This window comes from Vibrio sp. MACH09 (genome assembly GCF_033238805.1).
In the GTDB taxonomy this organism is placed as follows: Bacteria; Pseudomonadota; Gammaproteobacteria; order Enterobacterales; family Vibrionaceae; genus Vibrio.
On record NZ_BSFZ01000002.1, the window covers coordinates 1,415,680 to 1,435,667 of the forward strand.

Here is a 19,988-nt window from a genome sequence, read left to right on the forward strand (position 1 = left end):
GAGAAAGCGTGATAGAGTGCTTGCCGTTAGGTTCTCTCAAAGGTTTCTAACATCGAGCCTCGGCCAGTTTTCTGGTTGAGGCTCACTCATTTCTAGGGTAAACAACTCTACTCGCCAATTGTTATACATAACCAATGGCTAAACTCAGCCAGTTGTTAAACATAGCTGATTGTTAAGAATAGCCAAACGGCAGACAAAAAAAGCCCTCGACACATAATGCCAAGGGCTCGGTATTCTGTTGCATTCGATTAACGGTAAAGACCCAAATCTTTCTGCATATGGTTAGATAATTCACTAGAGTAATAAGACTTTTCAACGTCTCCTTTACCAAACAAAATATCCAACATGTGAGCAATCAATCCTTTGATGTTAACCGTATAGGTTTTTTTGTCCATAGAGGTTGGTACAACGATATCGTTAGCGTGCATTACCTGAGCCATAAGCGCCTCTCTGATTAATTCTGATTACTGACCTGATAGAGAGAATTTTAGAGGGTAATTGGTGAGATATTAAATGACAAATATTGGTATTTCGCATAAGTTTTTCTAATGAAACAAGCTGATAACAAACCAAGGTATAAAAATTCAATCTTAGTGAATTATAATAGCATTTCGATTAATAATCGTGCATAAAAGACAGTATCTGACGATACATAGCAGGAACAAGAAACATTTCATTAACATGAAATTTATCGACAAGACAGGCTAAACGATAAAAATAAGTTATCTAAATTCCAATAGAGATAAGAGTAAGGAATCCGCTAGAAAGAACTAGCAATTGGTAAACTAGCAGACGTATATGATGTAATACTTAAGAGATACAGCATAAAAAACGATTTAGCCTTTTTTTAGGCAATAAAAAAGAGTCTTTCGACTCTTTTTTCACATACCTGATAGTGGTACAAGATATACTAACGCAGACCAAGCACTTACCCAGCCAACAATTACCGCAGTATCAATCCAGTCTCTGCTCCACATAACAGCCTCCGAAATAAACAGTTCAATGGCAACACCTTACATATAAAAAGATGTTTACTCGCTCATTTATTAAGCAATCAGCGTGCCAATACTTCTAACCTGTTTGTCCGACCTCATTATTTGGAAATTGGTTCAATTTTTCTGGATGAGATTTGATAAATGCCACAAAACAATCCGCCATTGAGTAATTTGTAACCACAGCGTTGTCTAGCATATGGGTTATGGCAAAATATCCCTCTTTCCCTTTCATGGTATAAGCTGATGATGTCCCAGTATATATACGCTCAGGCTGAACGCTAACCCACCCGTCAGCATCATCAAATATCATAAAGTCTGTTAATCGCTGGCCTATTGGTCGTTCTGGATGATAACTAAAATCTAAGTTGTGGCAATACGGATAACTACCCGACCCTGTCCCCACCACACCGTTATTGGTGGCGTTGTTTATTGCCCCTTCTATCGCTTCTGCAAGGTAGCGCCCTTTTATCTGGTACACACCAATTGGAACGGCAAATGGCAATACTTTTCCGGCAATATCCGCTTCGGTTATTTTGCCAGGGTTTAATGAACTTCTAATGCCGCCAGCGTTATGAATAGCAAACTGTACTGCGTGTCCCTTGCTCTTCATCATATAATGGAAAGACTCTGCCACTAGAGGAACCAGATCACTTCCCCCAGACTGATCCGGGATACGCACATGCCTAAGTGGTTTCTCTATCTCAGCGATGGTTGTCTGCTGTAACTTACGCACAATGGGGATATATTTATCTAATAATATCTCTTGAACGTCACTGTCTTTCTTACACACCACGATATTGTCATTGGCTAATAACGCTTCGGTAGCCTTACTATGAATCGATTGGTCATGAACACTTGATAATGTTGCGTCTAAACATAATCTCCGGCCAATAAGAAGCTCGTTGCGGCCATTAAAGGAACTAACGCGACCATCTCGGGCAAAGTCTATTTGGCAGTGACCAATGGCTTGCGCGTGATAGCCGGCCTGAACTACATGGGTACCATTTACTTCAATACCGTAATCTGGCTGCGGCTCAAATCCTATAGAAGAAAAATCGCCCATTAATGTGTGAGAGTGCCCACCAATAATGATGGCGACCCCTTCTACACTTTCTGCTAGCTTAATATCAACGTCATAACCCAAATGGCTAATAATAATGATCTTATTTATATCGTTAGCCTGTATCTCTTCTATGGTGTTTTTTACTGTGCTAAACACATCTTTAAACGACGTATCTGGATCTGGGTTAGAGATCTCACTCATCAAGTCCATTGATACGCCAAATATCGCAATCGGCTCGCCATCGACTTGTTTGATCATATAGTTGGCGGTCTGTTTTGCCGCGTTATAACAAAGTAGATGAGAGTAGCTAGAAAGCTTATGAGGCTTGTCAGGATTTTCAGTCGAAATATCCCAGTTACCTGCCAACAGTGGAAAATTAATCCGTCCAAGAAAATCGGCAACAGGTTGATTACCCATGTCCAACTCGTGATTACCTAATGCCATAGCATCAATGTTCAGCGCATTAAGAAGTTCTGCGTTAGCCACCCCTTTAAAGAGTGAAAAATAGAGCGTTCCTTGAAAACAGTCACCCGCATGAAAAAACAGAAACTCTCGGCCGTCCATCTTAGCTTGCTGTCTTAGCCATTTAGCTCTTGTTGCAATTCGCGCAAAGCCACCATTACTCACATACGGTGTCACCGTTTGTTGCTCTACCTGAAGCTCAAGCTGTAAAGATTGTGGCTCAAAATAAGAATGAGTATCGTTGATATGCGTCAATGTTAATTGAACGGGCTTATGTTGGTGTTTGGTCATCAGTTATTACTACTCGCGGAACAAAATTTTGGATTTGAGATTTACCCCTGATTCAATGCGATAGCTGAATCATCAAAAAGCGTAAGAGAGGCATGTTACTCCTTTAAGATGACATTTTCATATATAAATTTGAGTCACTTCACCGTGGGGGGGAGATAGAAGCTATAGACATGTTGATGTCATTCCAATATCACTTCGTGGCAAGCCGCACTTTTACCTTGTGTTTGCGGTAACTAAAACCGTAAATAGTGCTTAAATTTTGGTCTGATAAAAAGCGAGCAAAATAAAATAAACTTGAAGTGTGATAGTAAGTTAGGCGAAATGTCAGTTTCTCATATATGCTTAAGTTAACAAGACAGGAGTACTATATGCAGTTAGAACGTGTAGAAATATCTGGCTTTCGTGGCATTAGACGTCTTTCACTCGCTTTCGATGAACTTACTACCTTAATTGGTGAAAACACTTGGGGTAAATCTTCTCTCTTAGATGCATTAACCGTGGCACTTCCCGCTGACGGTTCTCTGTATGAGTTTGAAATGCAAGACTTTCATGTGGATTACTCTATCGCCCATCCACAAACCCAACACTTACAAATTATCATCTCTTTCTTGCCGAGTTATGAAGGTGAAGAACACTCCGGCCGTTATAGAAGGCTTAAACCTATTTGGGCACAGGACGAGAAAGGCCAAAAACGCGTTATCTACCGCGTGAGTGCCACCAGAGACCTTTATAAGATCACCACCAATTACTGCTTCTTAGACGGTCAAGGCACGCCTCTGTCGTTGCATCACTCAGAAAAACTAGCACAAGAATTGATGAGTCTTCATCCTGCAATACGCTTACGTGACGCACGCCGATTTGACCGAACCATCATTGGTAACGGAGATGATGTTCAAAACTCTCGTATCGAACGTCGCATAGAGAACACCTGCCGCAGATTGTTAGCCAAACCGGGGCATGTTAATAAAGGGGAAATTAAGAGTAGCCTCTCCTCAATGAAGAGCCTTGTTGACCATTACTTTTCTTTTAAAAATACCTCGAGGAAAAATCCAAGACGTCAACGAGATAGCTTGCTATTGACCTCCACCAGCACCATTTCTGGAGGCCTTAACCAAGTGATTGAAGAGACGAAAGACAACCAAACTCGGTTACTTGTTTTAATTTTATTGAACTCCTATCTACAAGCAAAAGGACCAAACGAGTTACGCCGCTGTGCACGGCCTATCTTAATAATCGAAGACCCTGAGGGTCGCCTTCACCCAACTCATTTATCACGGGCTTGGAACTTGTTACAGATGGTTCCTACCCAAAAAATATTAACCACAAACAGTGCGGAGTTGCTCTCTTCCGTTCCCCTTTCATCCATTAAGCGATTAATACGTAAACCAGACAAAACCATAGCTAAAAGCATTCCTCCTCGGCTACTAAGCAAGGATGAGATTCGCAGAGTCGGTTTTCATATTCGTTTCCATCGCTCCAATGCCCTATACGCTCGTTGCTGGCTGCTGGTGGAAGGTGAAACTGAAGTTTGGCTATTTAGCGAACTGGCAAAACTATGCGGTTATAACCTTGCATCCGAAGGGGTTCAGATCATTGAGTTTGCACAGTCAGGACTTAAGTCACTAATTAAAGTTGCTAAAGCTTACGAAATAGATTGGCACGTAGTTACCGACGGAGACGCCGCGGGTAAGAAATACGCCACCGCGGTGAAATCTCAACTCGGTGGCGAGATGGAAACTCACCGCCTGACTGAGCTTCCCGATAAAGATATAGAGCACTTTCTCTACGCAAATGGTTTTGATAGTTTCTTTAAACAGCTAGTTAAAATTCCGCAGGATCACCCAATACCAGCCAAAAAAATCATTGTTAAAGCATTGAAGAAATTTGCCAAACCGGATCTTGCATTAGCCATCGTTTCCTACTGCGAAGAACAAGGGCCGCAATCCGTACCGTCACTGATTCGTAAAACGCTAAAACGTGTAATGACCATGGCTAATAGCAATACCTAACGTTTCCTCTACAGATAGGGAGTGAATTTGGGCAAAAAAAGCATGCCAAACGGCATGCTACAGTATCAAATTAGTTGATAACAAAACGGGATTCTTTTTTAACTTAAGATAAAGAACCTTAAGCTGACGATCACAGCAGCACTACCATGCTGCTGTGGTAATTTAGGTAAGGTTACTGAGCTGACTGCACTGCGGACGGTTTTGCTTCTGACTGTCTGTTTCGTTTTTCTAACCACTCTTTAAGAGCAATACCAGACGCTTTCATTAGATAACCAAAAATACCACCAACAATAATAGACGGAACAACAATACCCCAGTCTCCGTTTGCAGCAAAAGTTGCACAAGAACCAATAAAAGTACCCGGGATATAAGCCAACCAAGTTTGCTTAGCCTGAATGCACATCATAAAGGCCACTAATCCAGTGACAACGTAACCCAAAATTTCAAGTGCCAGAAAATTCGAAGCATGGATAATCACCATAGCCCAGAATACACCGGTCATATTAGTCAGTAGACTTGAAGCAAGCCCTTTCAGCCCTTCTTTTGGTGATGCAAAGTAACTGGTACAACCTAGAAAACCGGCCCAAGTTAATAACCCTAGAGAGATCGACATCCATCCCCATACGGCAGAAAGAATTCCAGTTGTAATTGATATAGCTAGCAATACGTTCATAAACGCCACCAAAAGTTGACTCATTAAACAAGATGGCATTTTAGTCGACTACTCAGGTAACAAATATGATATTCATCACAATAATTACTGTACAAACATAAAAATTGCATTGAAAATGTGACGCAAGCGGTTAATCAACAGATTTAGGTAATATCAGAAAGGGAAAGATCTGCACCAGCTTAATCCCTAGCTTTTTGCATCACACCACCCGCACTAAATTGGTCTCGTACTCAATACAACACCAGCGGAGGAGAATAGAAGTGCTACTTGCGTATTGAGAGACGACGGCGAATCTCTTGATAACTTTCTACAATGAACGTCGCGACACCGCTCTCTAAATGCGCGTTGTTGTATTCATCGCATAAGTGAATATAGTTTGATTGAAACTTGTCCACCGCTTCTTGTGACGTGCCGGCAAATATCACATCCCCTTCCACTTCAAAGCCGATCGACATCAGTTTCTGTTTATCATCCAAAAACGAATCACTCGCCATCGCTAAATAAGTAAACTGTTGACGATGAGTATTTGGTTTACAAAAAAATTGATATTTAGTCATCTTGCAATATCCCTCAATATAGATGTGAAAAATTACTAACCAATAATCTCCGGCGAATGATTACTAAAATCAATCGCCCTCGAATTTTAACGGTTCGGTGTTATCAACTCAGTCAAAGCACACTATGCACCTTAATCTACCTAAATGCATAAAATCATTGTAATAAAGTCTTATTTATTGGCGTGGTTAATTTTGCTAACTCTGTGACTAATCGAACCAAATCACCCAGAAAACGCCTTTAGCGTTTTTCACTAGTTTTTCAATAACCTCAATCATGACAAATTTCTGCCATACTAACTGTTGACCTGTCTAAAGCTTTACACTTTATAGTGCTCACAAGTTTCGAGGAACAACTGCTATGTATCGAATTTCTGAACTGGCTCAAAAGGTAGGACTAAGCCGTTCAACCTTACTCTATTACGAAAAGTTAGGACTCATTGCAGGCCAACGGCAACTAAATGGCTATCGACACTACTCTGATAAGGATTTGCAACGACTGAAGTTGTTACAACAGCTACAGGCGGGAGGGTTATCTCTTAAGGAGTGTCAATCTTGTTTAGAAGGAGAGATCAACCGTTCAACCTTGATGAAGAGATTGCAAACCTTAGACACTGAGATAAAAGAAAAACAGCATGCAAAAGAGTTACTTTCTTCCATGCTTGGCATGAGTTCGATGCGTAAATGGCATGAAAGTATTGAAAAAAACGCCCCTTCGGCTCATTTAGATTGGTTAATAAAGCAAGGCTTCAGTGAAAAAAACGCATTAAGACTAAAATGGCTTTCAAAAGATATGAATAAACATGAACAATATATGGCTGATTTTAACTCTATTTTTCAAGGGTTAGATCGGCTGGGACCCGGAGATGATAGTGATACACTCAAAGCGCTACATTCGCTGCCAATCAAGAGTGGAAACGCGTTAGAGATTGGCTGTGGTAAAGGGGTAACTACAAATTTGCTTGCTAATTATTCGGCCTTTCACTTGACCGCACTCGATAATGATGAGTACAGCCTAAGTTGTGTTAAAGAAAAAATGACAAACAACTCAAATGAACAGCGAGTAACAACCGTCTGTGCCAGCATGACAGCAATGCCATTTGTTAACGATCATTTTGATCTGCTTTGGTCTGAAGGTAGCGCTTATATTATGGGGGTCAAACAAGCCCTTAAAACTTGGAAGGCGTTTCTGAAGTGTAATGGCTATTTAGTTATTAGCGACTTGGTTTGGCTAACTGATAGCCCTGATGAGAGAGCAAAGGCGTTTTGGCAACACAACTACCCTAGCATGACCTCGCACGAGCAACGAATCATAGATATGACGAAAGCAGGCTATGAGGTAATAGAGAGCTTTACGCTGAGTGAACAGTCATGGCGCAACTATCTCGAACCGTTAAAGAAAAAGCTCTCTCAAGTTGATATTGAAGATTTTATTTCCGATGCAGGTCATGATCTTCAGCGTGAACTGCAAATACATGATCAATATTTGGGTCAATATAATTACCAAATATTTATATTAAAAAATAAAGGTTAAACAATGAACATTAGAGTAGAAACTGACTCAGATAGTAACAAAATCGAGACACTTATTTATCGAGCATTTGAAAATCATCCACACCATAAACCAGGTGCGAAACCAACAGAGCATTTGATTGTTAGTAAACTAAGAGAGGCAAAAGCACTGACCCTCTCTCTAGTGTGTGAAGATAAAACATGTGTTGTCGGCCATATTGCATTTTCTCCAATTATGATAAATGGCGAGAAATCTGGCTGGTATGGTTTAGGCCCACTGTCTGTTATACCTGAACGTCAAGGTGAAGGTATTGGAAGTGCACTTATTCGCGAAGGGTTGTCTCAACTTAAAGCGCAGGCTATTGAGGGTGTCGTGTTACTCGGAGAGCCAAGTTATTATTCGAGATTTGGCTTTATTTCGCAGCCTAGCCTAACATTAGCGGACGTCCCTGCTGAGTATTTCTTAGCTCTATCGCTAACCCAGACAATACCAACTGGCGAAGTGGCTTTTCACACGGCATTCTTTGAGTGATCACACGCTACAAAGCGATTAGCTTTCTGTTTTACCAATCCATGTTATTTTGCCACAGCAAAAAGAGTTAGAGTGCATACCCTAACTCTTTTAATCTCTATGGGATCACCAAATGGTTATGATTTTGCCTGTCACGGCAAGGTTTTTGTACGCGTTAAAAACAAGCTAGAGTCTACAGTTTAAAGGGTTTATCTTGCATCATCCTTAACCCTTCGCGTTTGATGCAGTCCGCTAGTGGATTCTCCGCCATATCGACTCGCCAGATAAATGAAAGTGTCCGATCCATGGTGAGCTCTGGGACGTTCAACGCGACCAACTTGCCGCTTTCGATATGCTTTTCAACATCTAAATAAGGTAAGCAAGTAACGTATGGTCCGTTAGCAACCATACTCCTTAATACTGGTACGTGTTCATATTCTCGCCACACATCTAAATCAGCAATTAAATGATGAATGGAGCTATCAAATATTTTTCGGGTACCAGAACCTATCTCTCTTAGAACCCATTTCGCTTGTTCTAACTGAGCTAAACTGACTTGATCTCGCTTAGCAAAAGGGTGATGGGCAGAGACAACAACCGTCAGATGATCTCGACACCACACCTCTTGGTGAATTCGACTGTCATCGCAGCGCCCTTCTATAATGCCAAGGTCATATTGGTAGTCGAGAACAGCATCAATAACACCCTTAGTACTCTGTACGCCCAGATCAATACGCATCTCTGGGAAGTCATTATCAATTATGCTTATAAGGTCTGGAACTAGGTGTTCAGCAGGGGTTTGGCTTGCGCCTAACCTTATTTCTCCGCTGATTAAATGCTGCTCTACAAAACCAAGTTCTATCTGTTGGGCATCTTGCAATAGTCGTTTTGCTTTCGGTCTTAACCACATTCCCCAATGCGTTAACGCCATTCTTTTACCCTGCCTGTTGAACAGTGGGCGCCCTAACATTTTTTCCAGCTGCGCAAGAGACATGCTAGTAGCAGACTGGGTTAGTGAGAGTCTTTCCGCTGCTTGGCTAACACTTCCTGTGTCTGCTACAGCTTCAAAAACAGTTAACTGTTTTAGTGAATAACGCATAGATGATCCCTGTAGATTTTACCGTATGCACCATCTTACATAAGCATTTTAAGTTCATCAATATTTTTGATGAGGTAATTGAATATTATCAATTTTACCTCTAGCAATTCTCACCATAACCTAACTCTCAAGCCATCTGGTCTTTTAGGTGGCGTTAACGCTAGGAGCAGTTATGAAAAGAAAATTTAGGGGAGTCAACGATGTCGACAGCTAACCCACCAGAGATGAAGGCCGTTTTGTCTCCCAAAGAGATGATGACGGAAGCAGCAAGTTTTGCGTATAACAAGACTCAAAAATCCACTGCTATGATCATTAGTCTTGCCATTATGGCAGGCATATTTATTGGTCTTGCCTTTTTATTCTATATCACGGTGACCACAGGAAGCAGTTCTAGTTGGGGAATCAGCCGATTTGTCGGCGGTATCGCTTTTAGCATGGGGCTTATCTTAATCGTGTTATGCGGCGCGGAGCTATTTACAAGCTCGGTACTCACCAGCATTGCATGGGCAAATAAACAGATTCGATTAAACAAAATGGTCTCTATCTGGGGTCAAGTTTATATCGGTAACTTTATTGGTGCGTTACTGCTGCTTTTATTGGTCTCCATCGCAGGGCTTTACCAGCTTGATCACGGCCAATGGGGAGTAAATGCATTAAACATCGCCCAACATAAGTTAGAGCATTCATTTAGCCAAGCATTCGCTCTAGGGATCTTATGTAATCTGTTGGTCTGTCTAGCCATATGGCTGACCTTTAGCAGTCACAATGCTTTGACCAAAGCGCTCATGGTTATGCTACCTGTCTCTATGTTTGTTAGCAGCGGCTTTGAACACTGTGTCGCCAACATGTTTATGGTCCCTCTGGGTATTGTAATTCAATCAACTGCGCCTGAATCATTTTGGTTACAAACGGGGTTGTCCCCTGATCAATACGCCAATCTGAACGTCTACCAATTTATTACCAGCAACCTTATTCCTGTAACCCTAGGCAACATAGTTGGGGGAGCCGTGCTGGTTGGTCTGGCAAACTGGTCCATTTATCAACGCCCAGCGTTAAAAACAACTCAAACAAAATCTATTTCATCAATTTCACTTACAACGTCAGTTAAGGACATCGCCATGAACTCTAATTTAATCGCTCGTCAAATCATGAACAACAACGCATTTGCTCTACAAGCAGACATGCCTACTGAGCTTGCTATCGATTCTCTCACAGACAGAAATTTACAAGGCGCTCCTGTTTTAAACGTTCAGGGCGAGTTGGTTGGTTTCTTCTCTGTTCACGATGTACTGATTGATCTTTGGTGCCAAGACTACTTGCCATCCGCGAAACAAAAAGTGGTCGACATCATGACAAGAGACGTGGTTGCTATTGAGTCAACAGAGTCTCTGCTTAATATCATTGAATTTATGTGTATCGACAAAGAACAACTTTACCCAACCACCAGCATGGGTATAGCAACTCAATTTACCAGTTTGTCTTTAGAGGAGAGAGCAAAGAATATGAAGGTAAATAGACCTCAAATCTTGCCTGTTATCGACAATGGTATTTTTGTAGGCACCATTTCTCGCAAAGAAGTGATGATCGCGGTTCGCTCCATTTATGGAGAGCGCATTAACGTAGTGGAGAGCAATACTGTACTAGAGAGCGCGTAATACACTACTCACCAATAAGATAGAATAACGCCCCTTCCATTGGCTAACACGACAAAATAGTGAAAGCATATAAGGGGCGTTTTTTAGTAGACGGTGATGTTCAAACGTCGTTGCCGACGATTATTTTCTAACACCTTCTACCACTAATTCCATATCAACAGTATCCACCATACCCATGGCTTTGATACCAAAGTCTTTTAGTTGCAGCGTTGTTGTGCCAGTAAAACCAGCGCGATAACCACCCCACGGGTCTTTACCTTCACCAATGAACTGCGCATCGATAGTAATAGGTTGAGTCTGGCCATGAAGCGTTAGGTCACCCATCACTTCAACCATACCATTGCCTTTGTCAGTCACTTTACTACTGACAAATTTAGCATCAGAAAATTTGCCTGCATCAATAAAGTCTGCGCTGCGAATGTGCTTATCTCGCTCAGCATGGTTTGAATCCAAGCTGGTTGTATCAATCATGACATTCACTTTTGATGCTGCGATATCGTTAGCATCATAGGAGAAGTCTCCACTAAAGATATTAAAGCGTCCTTTTATAAAGCTATAACCTAGGTGACTTACAGAGAAGTTTACCGAAGCGTGCGCTCCTTTGGTGTCAATAACGTAATCGGCAGCATTAGCGGTTAACGGCATAGCTACTGCAAATGCGAGTCCCATCGTTAAAAGTTGTTTTTTCATTTTATTACTCCTGTCATTTTTCGTAGCGTATCGTCTTTGTCTATGAGGTGGTGCTTAATCGCTGCTGCTGCGTGTAAGCCAGCAAAGCCGATCAATATAAACGCACTGTAGTAGTGAACTTGCCCAGCAAGATCGGATTGGTTAGGAAACAACTCTCCTAAACTGGGTAGAGTGAATAGGGAAAATACCTCTATTCCTCGCCCATCAGAGGTTGAAATTAGATAACCGGAGAGAAACAGAACAGCCAACAATAGATAAAGAAAATGATGCACCGCTTTTGCTGCTTTCACTTCGTAAGGCTTGCCTTCTATTGAAGGGGTTGCCGTCACCGTTTTCCATAACACTCTGAAAAGCGTTAGTGCAGCGAGCAATATACCGACGGATTTATGCCAGAAGGGTGCCGTTTGATACCAAGAGCTGTAATAGTTTAGGTCTACCATCCATAAACCTAATGCAAACATGGCAATAACAACAACAGCAGATAGCCAATGGATCAGCTTTGCAATGAAATTGTAGTTCTTTACGTCTTGTTTCATATCTATCTCTGAACGTTATTATTCGCATAAAAGTAAAGTTAAATGCGAATGTTTCTCTTTCAGGTAAGTATCAAACAAATCTAGAACAACAAAAAGTGATCATTTTTGCTGTTATTGTTCAAAAAAATTGAATCTAACTATCAATGAGATAATCCGTTTGTTGATCAGTGATTTATACCGCCAAATACCGCTAATCGTATGTTGAGTATTTGCCGGTTAACATCACTTTCAACACACTAGTTTATAATTCACTCTCTTTCTCAATTTGGTATAGCTCATCTGAGATATCGAGTATTTTTGCGTCAATCACTTTTTGTGCATCTCGCACACCTTGGTTATAGAATACTGGACCCATTTTTTTACTTACAAAATCAAATAGGAAATCGGCATCAAACTGCCCTAGTTCCATATCCAATTCATCTTCAAAAAAACGTTGCAGCTCTAACAAAATGTCCTGACGCTGCTTACTAGTAAAACTCATTTCTGACACGGTTAATTCCTCTCGAAAAATAATTAATGAAATTTACCACGGTTAACTGGGGTCTTGTTGTTTATATATAGACAATTAGGAAACGTTATGTTGATCAAAACAACTAAAAACTGGCATCTAAAAGAGAACGATACAACGTCAGAAACCATATACCAACAACGACGCGATATCATTAAAAAAATGGGCATTCTCACCGCTACTGCTCCTTTTGCCAGCAACGCGACAGCCGGTTTGTTTGATTTCTTTAGTAAAGCAGACGACGCTGTCCTTGATAACCGGAAACCGCTGGCGTCTATAGCTTCTCCCTATTCTGATACGTCACTTCCTTTGACGCCAGAAAAGAAAATACTCACTTATAATAACTTTTACGAGTTTGGTACCGCCAAAGATCAACCCGCGAAGAACGCCGCTAACTTTGTTACTGACCCGTGGAGTGTGGAAATAGCCGGTGAAATACACAAACCAACAACCATCGACTTTGCCGACATCATCAAAAAAATTGATATAGAAGATCGTATCTATCGCTTGCGATGTGTCGAGGCATGGTCGATGAATGTTCCTTGGCTTGGCTTCCCATTAAGCAAGCTTATTGAGCTCGCGAACCCAAAAGGCAGTGCTCAATATGTGGCATTTCAAACCCTGTATGATCCAAAAAGAATGCCGGGACAAAAAGATCGGCGACTTGGGGGTGGGATCGAATACCCTTATGTTGAAGGATTAACGATTAAAGAAGCAATGCATCCGTTAACTTTTGTTGCGGTAGGCCTTTACGGCAAAACTCTTGCTCCACAAAATGGCGCACCATTGCGTCTGGTCGTTCCTTGGAAATATGGCTTTAAGAGTATTAAATCCATCGTAAAAATAACCCTAAAAGAGTTTCAGCCAAACACGACCTGGAACAAGCTTTCTCCCGGTGAATATGGTTTTTATGCCAACGTTAACCCCAATGTTGATCACCCTCGCTGGAGTCAAGCATCCGAACGTTTTATCGGAAGCGGCAACGTGTTCAGCGCACAGCGACAAGATACCCTGATGTTTAACGGGTACGCTGATGAAGTGGCATCGCTCTATAGTGATATAGACCTAAAACGTCAGTATTAACTGCAAATCCCGATTGGTGAGCCAGATTGATGATAAATACTCCCTTTTTAACCAACAAAGTCACCCTTATTAAGCTTGCTATTCATGCAGCATCAATCGGGTCATTAGTCTGGTTAATTCTTTCTGCCGTTAATGGTCATTTAGGAGCCGAACCGGTAGACGCGATAATACACTTTACCGGCAAAAGTACCCTGCACGTACTCTTTGCCACGCTTCTTATTACTCCAGTAGTACGATTTTTTAAATGGGGACAGCTTATCCGAGTTCGCCGATTGGTCGGTTTATACTGTTTTTTCTGGGCTAGCCTACATTTACTTTCGTTCGCGTGGCTAGATTTAGCATGGGATGTCTCGTTACTTGTAGAGGAAATCACCACCCGTAATTACCTCATATTAGGCATGCTTAGCTGGATACTTTTATTATTACTTTCAATAACCTCAGTAAACTTACTGCGCCGTAAACTTGGCAGTTCTTGGCAAAAGCTGCATAATTGGATTTACGTCATAGCGATACTTGGTCCAATTCATTACTATTGGTCATCTAAATCTGAAATACTGGAACCTAGCCTATATCTATTGGTTGCAGTGATTCTGCTTATAGCACGCAAAAATAAAATAGAACGTTGGTTATTTAGGTGAGAGAGACTTCTCTTCATCTTAGGAGAGAAGTTTGCTTAAAGATCTGGTTATTCAATCAATTCACGACTTTCAAAAAGATTGCTTAAAATTGTGTGAGAATCACTATCCTACGGTGCACAACCGGGGAATGAGTGAGCACCATTTAGGCAGAGCTTTTGCCCGAAGAATGGCAAGTACTCTCGACAAGTTTAACCAGCCAAATCAGTTTGAGCCTATCGATACGGTGTTATCACCGGAACATGCTCATCACTATCGCATCGCGTCAGGTTTAGGAACCGTATGGGTCATCACTCACCACTTAACCAGCGCCAATAAAAACTGTAGAGACAAGCTATTAAAAGATATAGGTGAATGGCAGGCTGAATACGGCTTTGCCATTCAGCCTAATGATCTGTTGGTGTTGCTTAGCGATCACTGGATATCTCGCAGTAAACACAGCAGAGAGTTACTTGATTGGTGGATTGGCGAGCTGCCTGATGATATTAACGAATATAGCCAACAGGGGATCTCTCTGTATCAAAGCCAGTCCAAGTTGATAAACGACTTAGATCACTGCTTTCAACTGAGACCATGCTATTTAAGATTTGGTCACCCGCTCATTCGTTCGTCTGACCATCAGTTAGTACGAAAGTATATTCAGCTCTATGCCATTTTAGAGTGGCAACGCTAACGATAGAGGCATGAGCAGCCCTTACTTAGCAACTCGCTTTATTCTCACGACCAACAGGCAAACTTGCATTGAGTTCTTGGTGATTTTCTTTTATTCTTTCGCGCTACTTTGTCAGTGGCGCTTTTATCCTTGCCCGACAGCACTTACTTATTAACAATCGTTGACCTAACGATGCCATAATTTAGCGATAATCACTCTATGAACCGTAAAAAAAAGATCAACGACACTCTTAAGAAAAAGCAGAAGAAAATGAACGCTAAATTGCATAAAAGCAACAAGCCTCGTTATATTTCGAAAGCTGAACGTGCAAAGCTGGAGCTTCAGGAGCAAGAGGCACAGCAAGTTGAAAGCAGCGACAATGTTGACAACGCAACTGCCGCTGACGATCAGCAAGCGTAACTAAAGCAGCAACGACTCGCCAATTGGGTAATACTCACTGGCTGAGTCGATTAGTGATTGAGCAGTAAGGGTCTCCACACCATACACTTCGACTTTTTTGCCATGTTTTTCAATAATTCGTTGTGCTAGAAGATCAAAATCACCATCTCCGGATGCGAGAATAACCACGTCTGCTTCTGCGGCTAACTCAATCGCGTCGAGGGTAATGCCAACATCCCAATCCCCTTTTGCAGAACCGTCTCGTCTTTGAATGAAGGGTTTCAATTTCACGTTAAAACCGATGCCTCTTAAGATATGATGAAACTGACGCTGTTTTTCGTTGTTGCTGGCAATGGCATAGGCATTGGCTTGAACAACGGTTCTATTTTGCGTTGCTTGGCGCCAAAATGCATTGTAATCGAAGTGTTGTTGGTACCTGTCACGCGTTGTGTAATAGATGTTTTGTACATCAACTAAAATGGCTACTGTTTCCATTTTTTCCTACTTATCGTCAGTTGTTTTACTTAATCGCATATGGCGATTAGATGCATTGGCTTTTGGCTTTTCGGGCACCGCTTTTTTTTCATGTCGTAAATGACGAATCGCTAGGATCGGATGATTCAATAACATCCTCGGGCCAGCGTATATCATCACCTGTTTCATCTGTTCTTTAGGTTCAGGTTTGTAACAATGAATAGGACATTTATTGCAGGTCGGTTTTTCTTGCCCATAAGGACAACGATCCAGTTTTGTTTCTGCATAAATTAACAGTTCTTCACAGCTGGCACATAAACCACTGTTAACGCCATGATGCTTTTTACAATAAATTTCCATCATTGCAGAGACTGTTTTAAACTCTGTAGCTAACTCCCCTACCAGAATTTTACTCTGTCGCATACTGTTTCCATCTTACTTCTTGGTGGCAAATCATACCTAACAAGTGCCATTTTACTAAGTAATAATTACTTTCCAATTTTTGAGTATAAGAAATAACTTTTTATACCATGCACTATATCCCATCCATGAAAGCAATACCTTGAACTAGATAGTCACAAAAATGTAGTATGCACTCCTAATTCTAATAGGCTAATCGCCATATTGTAATAAAGAGTAAAGTCATGCTATCTATTTTTGATATCTATAAAATCGGGGTAGGCCCATCAAGCTCACATACTAACGGTCCAATGATCGCAGGTTATCAGTTTGGCCAACTCATTTCCGATAAACTCAATAACGTTTGCAAAATTACGATTGATCTCTACGGTTCCCTCTCGCTAACGGGGCGCGGACACCATACAGACAAAGCAACGGTAATAGGCTTAATGGGTAACCGCCCTGACGCTATTGATATAGAGGCAGCGAATGCACTGCATAAAGAGAGCATTCACAATAAAAAGCTGGCCCTATTAGGACAACATACTATTTCTTTTGATGCAGAGACTGACATTGTGTTCCACAGTGATAATCTTCCTCTGCATGAAAATGGCATGTCTATTTCTGCTTTTGACGAGCAAGGTAACTTGATCGACAAAGAGGTGTATTACTCTATCGGTGGTGGTTTTATTGCCACAGAGAATGAACTTAAAAACGGCAAAAGCAGTGATGATGTGACTTTAGAGTTCCCATTCAAATCTGCTGAAGAGTTACTTAAGCAAGCAGAAATCCACGGATATTGCCTAGGCGGATTAATATTACGTAACGAACTCGCTTACCGTTCAGCGGAAGATATCGATGCGAGAGCTGATCAAATCTGGCAAATAATGTCCAGTTGTATTGAGCGCGGACTCACAACCGAAGGGATCTTAGAAGGTGGACTTAATGTGACCCGTCGTGCCGCTGCTCTATTGAAAAAGCTGGAAGCCAACAGCGCTTTAGAAAGTGATCCAATGGAAATCATGGACTGGATCAACGTATTCGCCTTTGCTGTCAGCGAAGAGAACGCAGCTGGTGGTCAAGTTGTCACTTCTCCAACAAACGGCGCGGCTGGTGTTATTCCTGCGGTGTTAATGTATTACCACAAGTTTATCAAACCGCTCGATACCAAACAGATCAAAGATTTTCTTGCGGTGTCTGGTGCCATCGGCATGCTTTACAAAGTAAATGCGTCAATATCAGGTGCCGAAGTGGGTTGCCAAGGGGAGATAGGTGTGTCGTCTTCCATGGCTGCTGCCGGATTAACCGCGCTACGTGGTGGCAGTAATGAACAAATCTGTATCGCAGCAGAAATTGCCATGGAACACTCTTTGGGCATGACCTGCGATCCTATCGGCGGTTTAGTCCAAGTGCCTTGTATCGAACGTAATGCTATGGGTGCGATGAAAGCGATCAACGCATCACGCATGGCCTTAAAAAGAACCAGTAAATGCTTAATATCTTTAGATAAAGTTATTGATACCATGTATCAAACTGGTAAGGACATGAATAAGAAGTATCGTGAAACATCACTTGGCGGCCTAGCGGTTATTCATATCGCACCACCATGTGAGTAATAACGACGCTAAACCGAGCTATTTTAGCTCGGTTTAGTCAATACAAAATGGACTAAATCTTTGGCAAAGTCACCTCAATCAGAGTGTTCCAAGTGTCATCATTCGTCTCTCGCTATAAATTGACCTCACAGTTTCTTAGCAATTCTATCAATTCATTCTCCGTTTGTGGCTCTCTTGCCAACTCAACCTCTGGTGACGCACCACCTCTTAAAATGTACGCTTTAGTGCCACAATGGTCATAATGATACCAAAGACCATCTACGCAAACGTCGGTATAACAACGGGGGTCTTTTTTAAGTTCCATATATCGCTCTCCTTAGGTGTTACTTAAAGGATAGTTGTAATCCATAGTTTTTGTACGGATTTGGACTAAAGTCTTAAATCTGTTGACTGTCCGGCTAATTTTTAGACGCTTGCACGGCATTAGTGCAAATACTCTATTGTTCGCTTTTCGAATAATGTAATCTATGGGCGGGAAATTTATGTCGTATTGAGAAGAGTAATGAATAGCGAATCCAAACCTTGGTTAAACAGCTTTCCTGATGATGTTCCAGCAGAAATAGACGCAGACCAATATCAGAATATTAACGATATGTTCCGTGAGACATTTGCTAAGAACGCAGACAAAGCCGCTTTTGTTAACATGGGCCACTCGTTAACTTATAGAGAGTTAGAAGAGAAAAGCACCGCATTTGCGGCCTATTTGCAAGTTACCTTAAAAATGAAAAAAGGCGATCGTATTGCGTTAATGATGCCTAACTTGCTGCAATACCCCATTACCATTTTAGGTGCACTAAAAGCAGGATTAGTGGTGGTTAACGTGAACCCACTCTATACACCTCGTGAGTTACAGCACCAACTTCGAGACTCCGGTGCCACTGCCATCGTGGCGGTGACCAACTTTGGTAACAACTTACAAAAGGTGGTGTCTCAAACCAGCATCAAGCATGTAATTTTGACCCGAATCGGTGATGAGCTCGCACCGTACAAAAGAACCTTAGTCAACTTCGCGGTAAAATATATTAAGAAGATGGTGCCTAAATACAACCTACCCGGTGCCATCTCATTAAAAAGAGCCTTAACTCAAGGTAAAGGCTTGACCTTAGATCCACCGAGCATTTCTAGTAGTGACCTTGCTTACCTTCAATATACAGGGGGAACAACGGGACTGGCTAAGGGTGCGATGCTAACCCACAGAAACATTATTGCAAATGTACTCCAAGTTTATGGACATTTTGCGCCAAGAACATCTTTAGAGAACGAACATGCGGTAACCCCGCTTCCTCTTTATCACATCTTTGCTAACTCGGTTAGCATGATGCTCATTATGTTTTTTGGTGGTACAAACCTTCTTATTACCAACCCGAGAGATCTTGACTCATTTGTAAAAGATCTAAGCAAGTACCCTTTTACCATGATGTTTGGCTTAAACACCTTATTTAACGGCTTAAACAACCATGCAGGCTTTAAGAATCTTGATTTTAGTAAGGCTCACTTTACCATCGCCGGAGGCATGGCAACGCAAAAGCATGTGGCCGATGAATGGCAAAATATCACTGGCATGCCAATCGTTGAAGGGTATGGATTAACAGAGTGTTCACCCGTTGTTGCAGGGGGTGTTCACACTCAACAAAGCTTTGTTCCCTCCATTGGCGTTCCGTTACCGAGTACTGATCTGCGCATCGTCGACAGTAATAACAATGAGTTAGACGTTGGTGAGATCGGCGAAATTCAAATTCGCGGCCCTCAAGTCATGAGCGGGTACTGGCAACAAGATTCTGAAACCCATGAAGTGATGCACGAAGGGGGTTGGATAAGCTCCGGCGATATTGGCCGAATGGATGCACAGGGCTTCTTCTATATAGAAGACCGCAAAAAAGATATGATTTTAGTCTCCGGCTTTAATGTGTTCCCTACCGAAATTGAAGAAGTTGCTACCCTGCACCCCCGAATCATCGAGGCCGCAGCGGTAGGTATCGCTGATGACGTCGCTGGCGAACGAGTAAAACTTGTTGTGGTGACAAATGGCACAGCAGTAACCGAAGACGATATTAAGAAACATTGTCGCCAACATTTAACTGGCTATAAGATCCCTAAAGTCGTTGAGTTTAGGGATGAGTTACCAAAAACCAATGTTGGAAAAATATTAAGACGAGAGCTTAGAGACTAGTT

The 19,988-nt window shown here is 41.7% G+C and carries 21 protein-coding genes; 10 read left to right on the forward strand and 11 right to left on the reverse strand.

Going from position 1 to position 19,988, the window contains the following annotated elements:
• Positions 1 to 248 precede the first annotated feature (248 nt).
• Positions 249 to 440 (reverse strand): hypothetical protein, encoded by a 192-nt coding sequence (locus CHJ_RS21590; protein WP_171752486.1) that lies wholly within the window; start codon positions 438 to 440, stop codon positions 249 to 251.
• Between the two features lie 631 nt (positions 441 to 1,071).
• Entirely contained in the window at positions 1,072 to 2,811 is a 1,740-nt protein-coding gene (locus CHJ_RS21595; RefSeq protein ID WP_317918999.1) for a bifunctional metallophosphatase/5'-nucleotidase, read from the reverse strand.
• A 368-nt stretch (positions 2,812 to 3,179) separates the two neighbouring features.
• On the opposite strand from CHJ_RS21595, the gene CHJ_RS21600 reads away from it, so the two are divergent.
• A complete protein-coding gene (locus tag CHJ_RS21600) occupies positions 3,180 to 4,820 on the forward strand; it encodes an ATP-dependent endonuclease (RefSeq protein WP_171752488.1) in 1,641 nt (546 codons plus the stop codon).
• A gap of 172 nt (positions 4,821 to 4,992) precedes the next feature.
• Here the strand turns inward: CHJ_RS21600 and CHJ_RS21605 are convergent, their stop codons facing one another.
• Positions 4,993 to 5,493, reverse strand: coding sequence for a DUF1097 domain-containing protein (locus tag CHJ_RS21605; protein WP_317919000.1), 501 nt, complete (start codon positions 5,491 to 5,493; stop codon positions 4,993 to 4,995).
• Positions 5,494 to 5,756: 263 nt separating this feature from the next.
• Complete coding sequence (locus tag CHJ_RS21610) at positions 5,757 to 6,050, reverse strand: hypothetical protein (protein ID WP_317919001.1); 294 nt, start codon at positions 6,048 to 6,050, stop codon at positions 5,757 to 5,759.
• Positions 6,051 to 6,408: 358 nt separating this feature from the next.
• Between CHJ_RS21610 and CHJ_RS21615 the strand changes: the two genes are divergently transcribed.
• Positions 6,409 to 7,581 carry a MerR family transcriptional regulator gene (locus tag CHJ_RS21615; protein WP_317919002.1) on the forward strand — a complete coding sequence of 391 codons (1,173 nt, stop codon included), beginning with the start codon at positions 6,409 to 6,411 and terminating at the stop codon, positions 7,579 to 7,581.
• Positions 7,582 to 7,584: 3 nt separating this feature from the next.
• A complete protein-coding gene (locus CHJ_RS21620) occupies positions 7,585 to 8,091 on the forward strand; it encodes a GNAT family N-acetyltransferase (RefSeq protein WP_317919003.1) in 507 nt (168 codons plus the stop codon).
• Positions 8,092 to 8,263: 172 nt separating this feature from the next.
• On the opposite strand, the gene CHJ_RS21625 is transcribed toward CHJ_RS21620, so the two are convergent.
• Complete coding sequence (locus CHJ_RS21625; protein WP_171752493.1) at positions 8,264 to 9,169, reverse strand: LysR substrate-binding domain-containing protein; 906 nt, start codon at positions 9,167 to 9,169, stop codon at positions 8,264 to 8,266.
• A gap of 200 nt (positions 9,170 to 9,369) precedes the next feature.
• Between CHJ_RS21625 and focA the strand changes: the two genes are divergently transcribed.
• Positions 9,370 to 10,824: a formate transporter FocA gene (gene focA, locus CHJ_RS21630; RefSeq protein WP_317919004.1), complete on the forward strand. Its 1,455-nt coding sequence runs from the start codon at positions 9,370 to 9,372 to the stop codon at positions 10,822 to 10,824.
• Between the two features lie 120 nt (positions 10,825 to 10,944).
• Here the strand turns inward: focA and CHJ_RS21635 are convergent, their stop codons facing one another.
• The 3 genes from CHJ_RS21635 to CHJ_RS21645 all read right to left on the reverse strand — a co-directional run bounded on the left by CHJ_RS21635 (position 10,945) and on the right by CHJ_RS21645 (position 12,531).
• Positions 10,945 to 11,514: a YceI family protein gene (locus CHJ_RS21635; protein WP_317919005.1), complete on the reverse strand. Its 570-nt coding sequence runs from the start codon at positions 11,512 to 11,514 to the stop codon at positions 10,945 to 10,947.
• A complete protein-coding gene (locus CHJ_RS21640) occupies positions 11,511 to 12,050 on the reverse strand; it encodes a cytochrome b (RefSeq protein WP_171752496.1) in 540 nt (179 codons plus the stop codon). The genes CHJ_RS21635 and CHJ_RS21640 overlap by 4 nt, the downstream gene beginning before the upstream one ends.
• Positions 12,051 to 12,291: 241 nt before the next feature.
• On the reverse strand, positions 12,292 to 12,531 hold the full coding sequence (locus CHJ_RS21645; protein WP_171752590.1) for a DUF2164 domain-containing protein: 240 nt from the start codon (positions 12,529 to 12,531) through the stop codon (positions 12,292 to 12,294).
• A gap of 96 nt (positions 12,532 to 12,627) precedes the next feature.
• Between CHJ_RS21645 and msrP the strand changes: the two genes are divergently transcribed.
• The 4 genes from msrP (at position 12,628) to CHJ_RS21665 (ending at position 15,348) form a co-directional block, all read left to right on the forward strand.
• Positions 12,628 to 13,641, forward strand: coding sequence for a protein-methionine-sulfoxide reductase catalytic subunit MsrP (gene msrP / locus CHJ_RS21650; RefSeq protein WP_317919006.1), 1,014 nt, complete (start codon positions 12,628 to 12,630; stop codon positions 13,639 to 13,641).
• A gap of 29 nt (positions 13,642 to 13,670) precedes the next feature.
• Entirely contained in the window at positions 13,671 to 14,279 is a 609-nt protein-coding gene (gene msrQ, locus CHJ_RS21655; protein WP_317919007.1) for a protein-methionine-sulfoxide reductase heme-binding subunit MsrQ, read from the forward strand.
• A 31-nt stretch (positions 14,280 to 14,310) separates the two neighbouring features.
• Complete coding sequence (locus tag CHJ_RS21660) at positions 14,311 to 14,949, forward strand: hypothetical protein (RefSeq protein ID WP_171752498.1); 639 nt, start codon at positions 14,311 to 14,313, stop codon at positions 14,947 to 14,949.
• 198 nt (positions 14,950 to 15,147) lie between these two features.
• A complete protein-coding gene (locus CHJ_RS21665; protein ID WP_171752499.1) occupies positions 15,148 to 15,348 on the forward strand; it encodes a DUF2986 domain-containing protein in 201 nt (66 codons plus the stop codon).
• On the opposite strand, the gene CHJ_RS21670 is transcribed toward CHJ_RS21665, so the two are convergent.
• Both CHJ_RS21670 and CHJ_RS21675 read right to left on the reverse strand, forming a co-directional pair.
• Entirely contained in the window at positions 15,349 to 15,822 is a 474-nt protein-coding gene (locus CHJ_RS21670; RefSeq protein WP_171752500.1) for an NYN domain-containing protein, read from the reverse strand. It lies immediately after the preceding gene.
• Positions 15,823 to 15,828: 6 nt separating this feature from the next.
• Complete coding sequence (locus CHJ_RS21675; RefSeq protein ID WP_171752501.1) at positions 15,829 to 16,224, reverse strand: nitrous oxide-stimulated promoter family protein; 396 nt, start codon at positions 16,222 to 16,224, stop codon at positions 15,829 to 15,831.
• Between the two features lie 221 nt (positions 16,225 to 16,445).
• Here CHJ_RS21675 and CHJ_RS21680 point away from each other — a divergent pair, with 221 nt between their 5' ends.
• On the forward strand, positions 16,446 to 17,816 hold the full coding sequence (locus tag CHJ_RS21680) for an L-serine ammonia-lyase (RefSeq protein WP_171752502.1): 1,371 nt from the start codon (positions 16,446 to 16,448) through the stop codon (positions 17,814 to 17,816).
• A gap of 112 nt (positions 17,817 to 17,928) precedes the next feature.
• Here the strand turns inward: CHJ_RS21680 and CHJ_RS21685 are convergent, their stop codons facing one another.
• Positions 17,929 to 18,120, reverse strand: coding sequence for a hypothetical protein (locus CHJ_RS21685; RefSeq protein WP_171752503.1), 192 nt, complete (start codon positions 18,118 to 18,120; stop codon positions 17,929 to 17,931).
• A gap of 198 nt (positions 18,121 to 18,318) precedes the next feature.
• On the opposite strand from CHJ_RS21685, the gene CHJ_RS21690 reads away from it, so the two are divergent.
• Positions 18,319 to 19,986 carry an AMP-binding protein gene (locus CHJ_RS21690; RefSeq protein WP_317919008.1) on the forward strand — a complete coding sequence of 556 codons (1,668 nt, stop codon included), beginning with the start codon at positions 18,319 to 18,321 and terminating at the stop codon, positions 19,984 to 19,986.
• Positions 19,987 to 19,988: the final 2 nt, after the last annotated feature.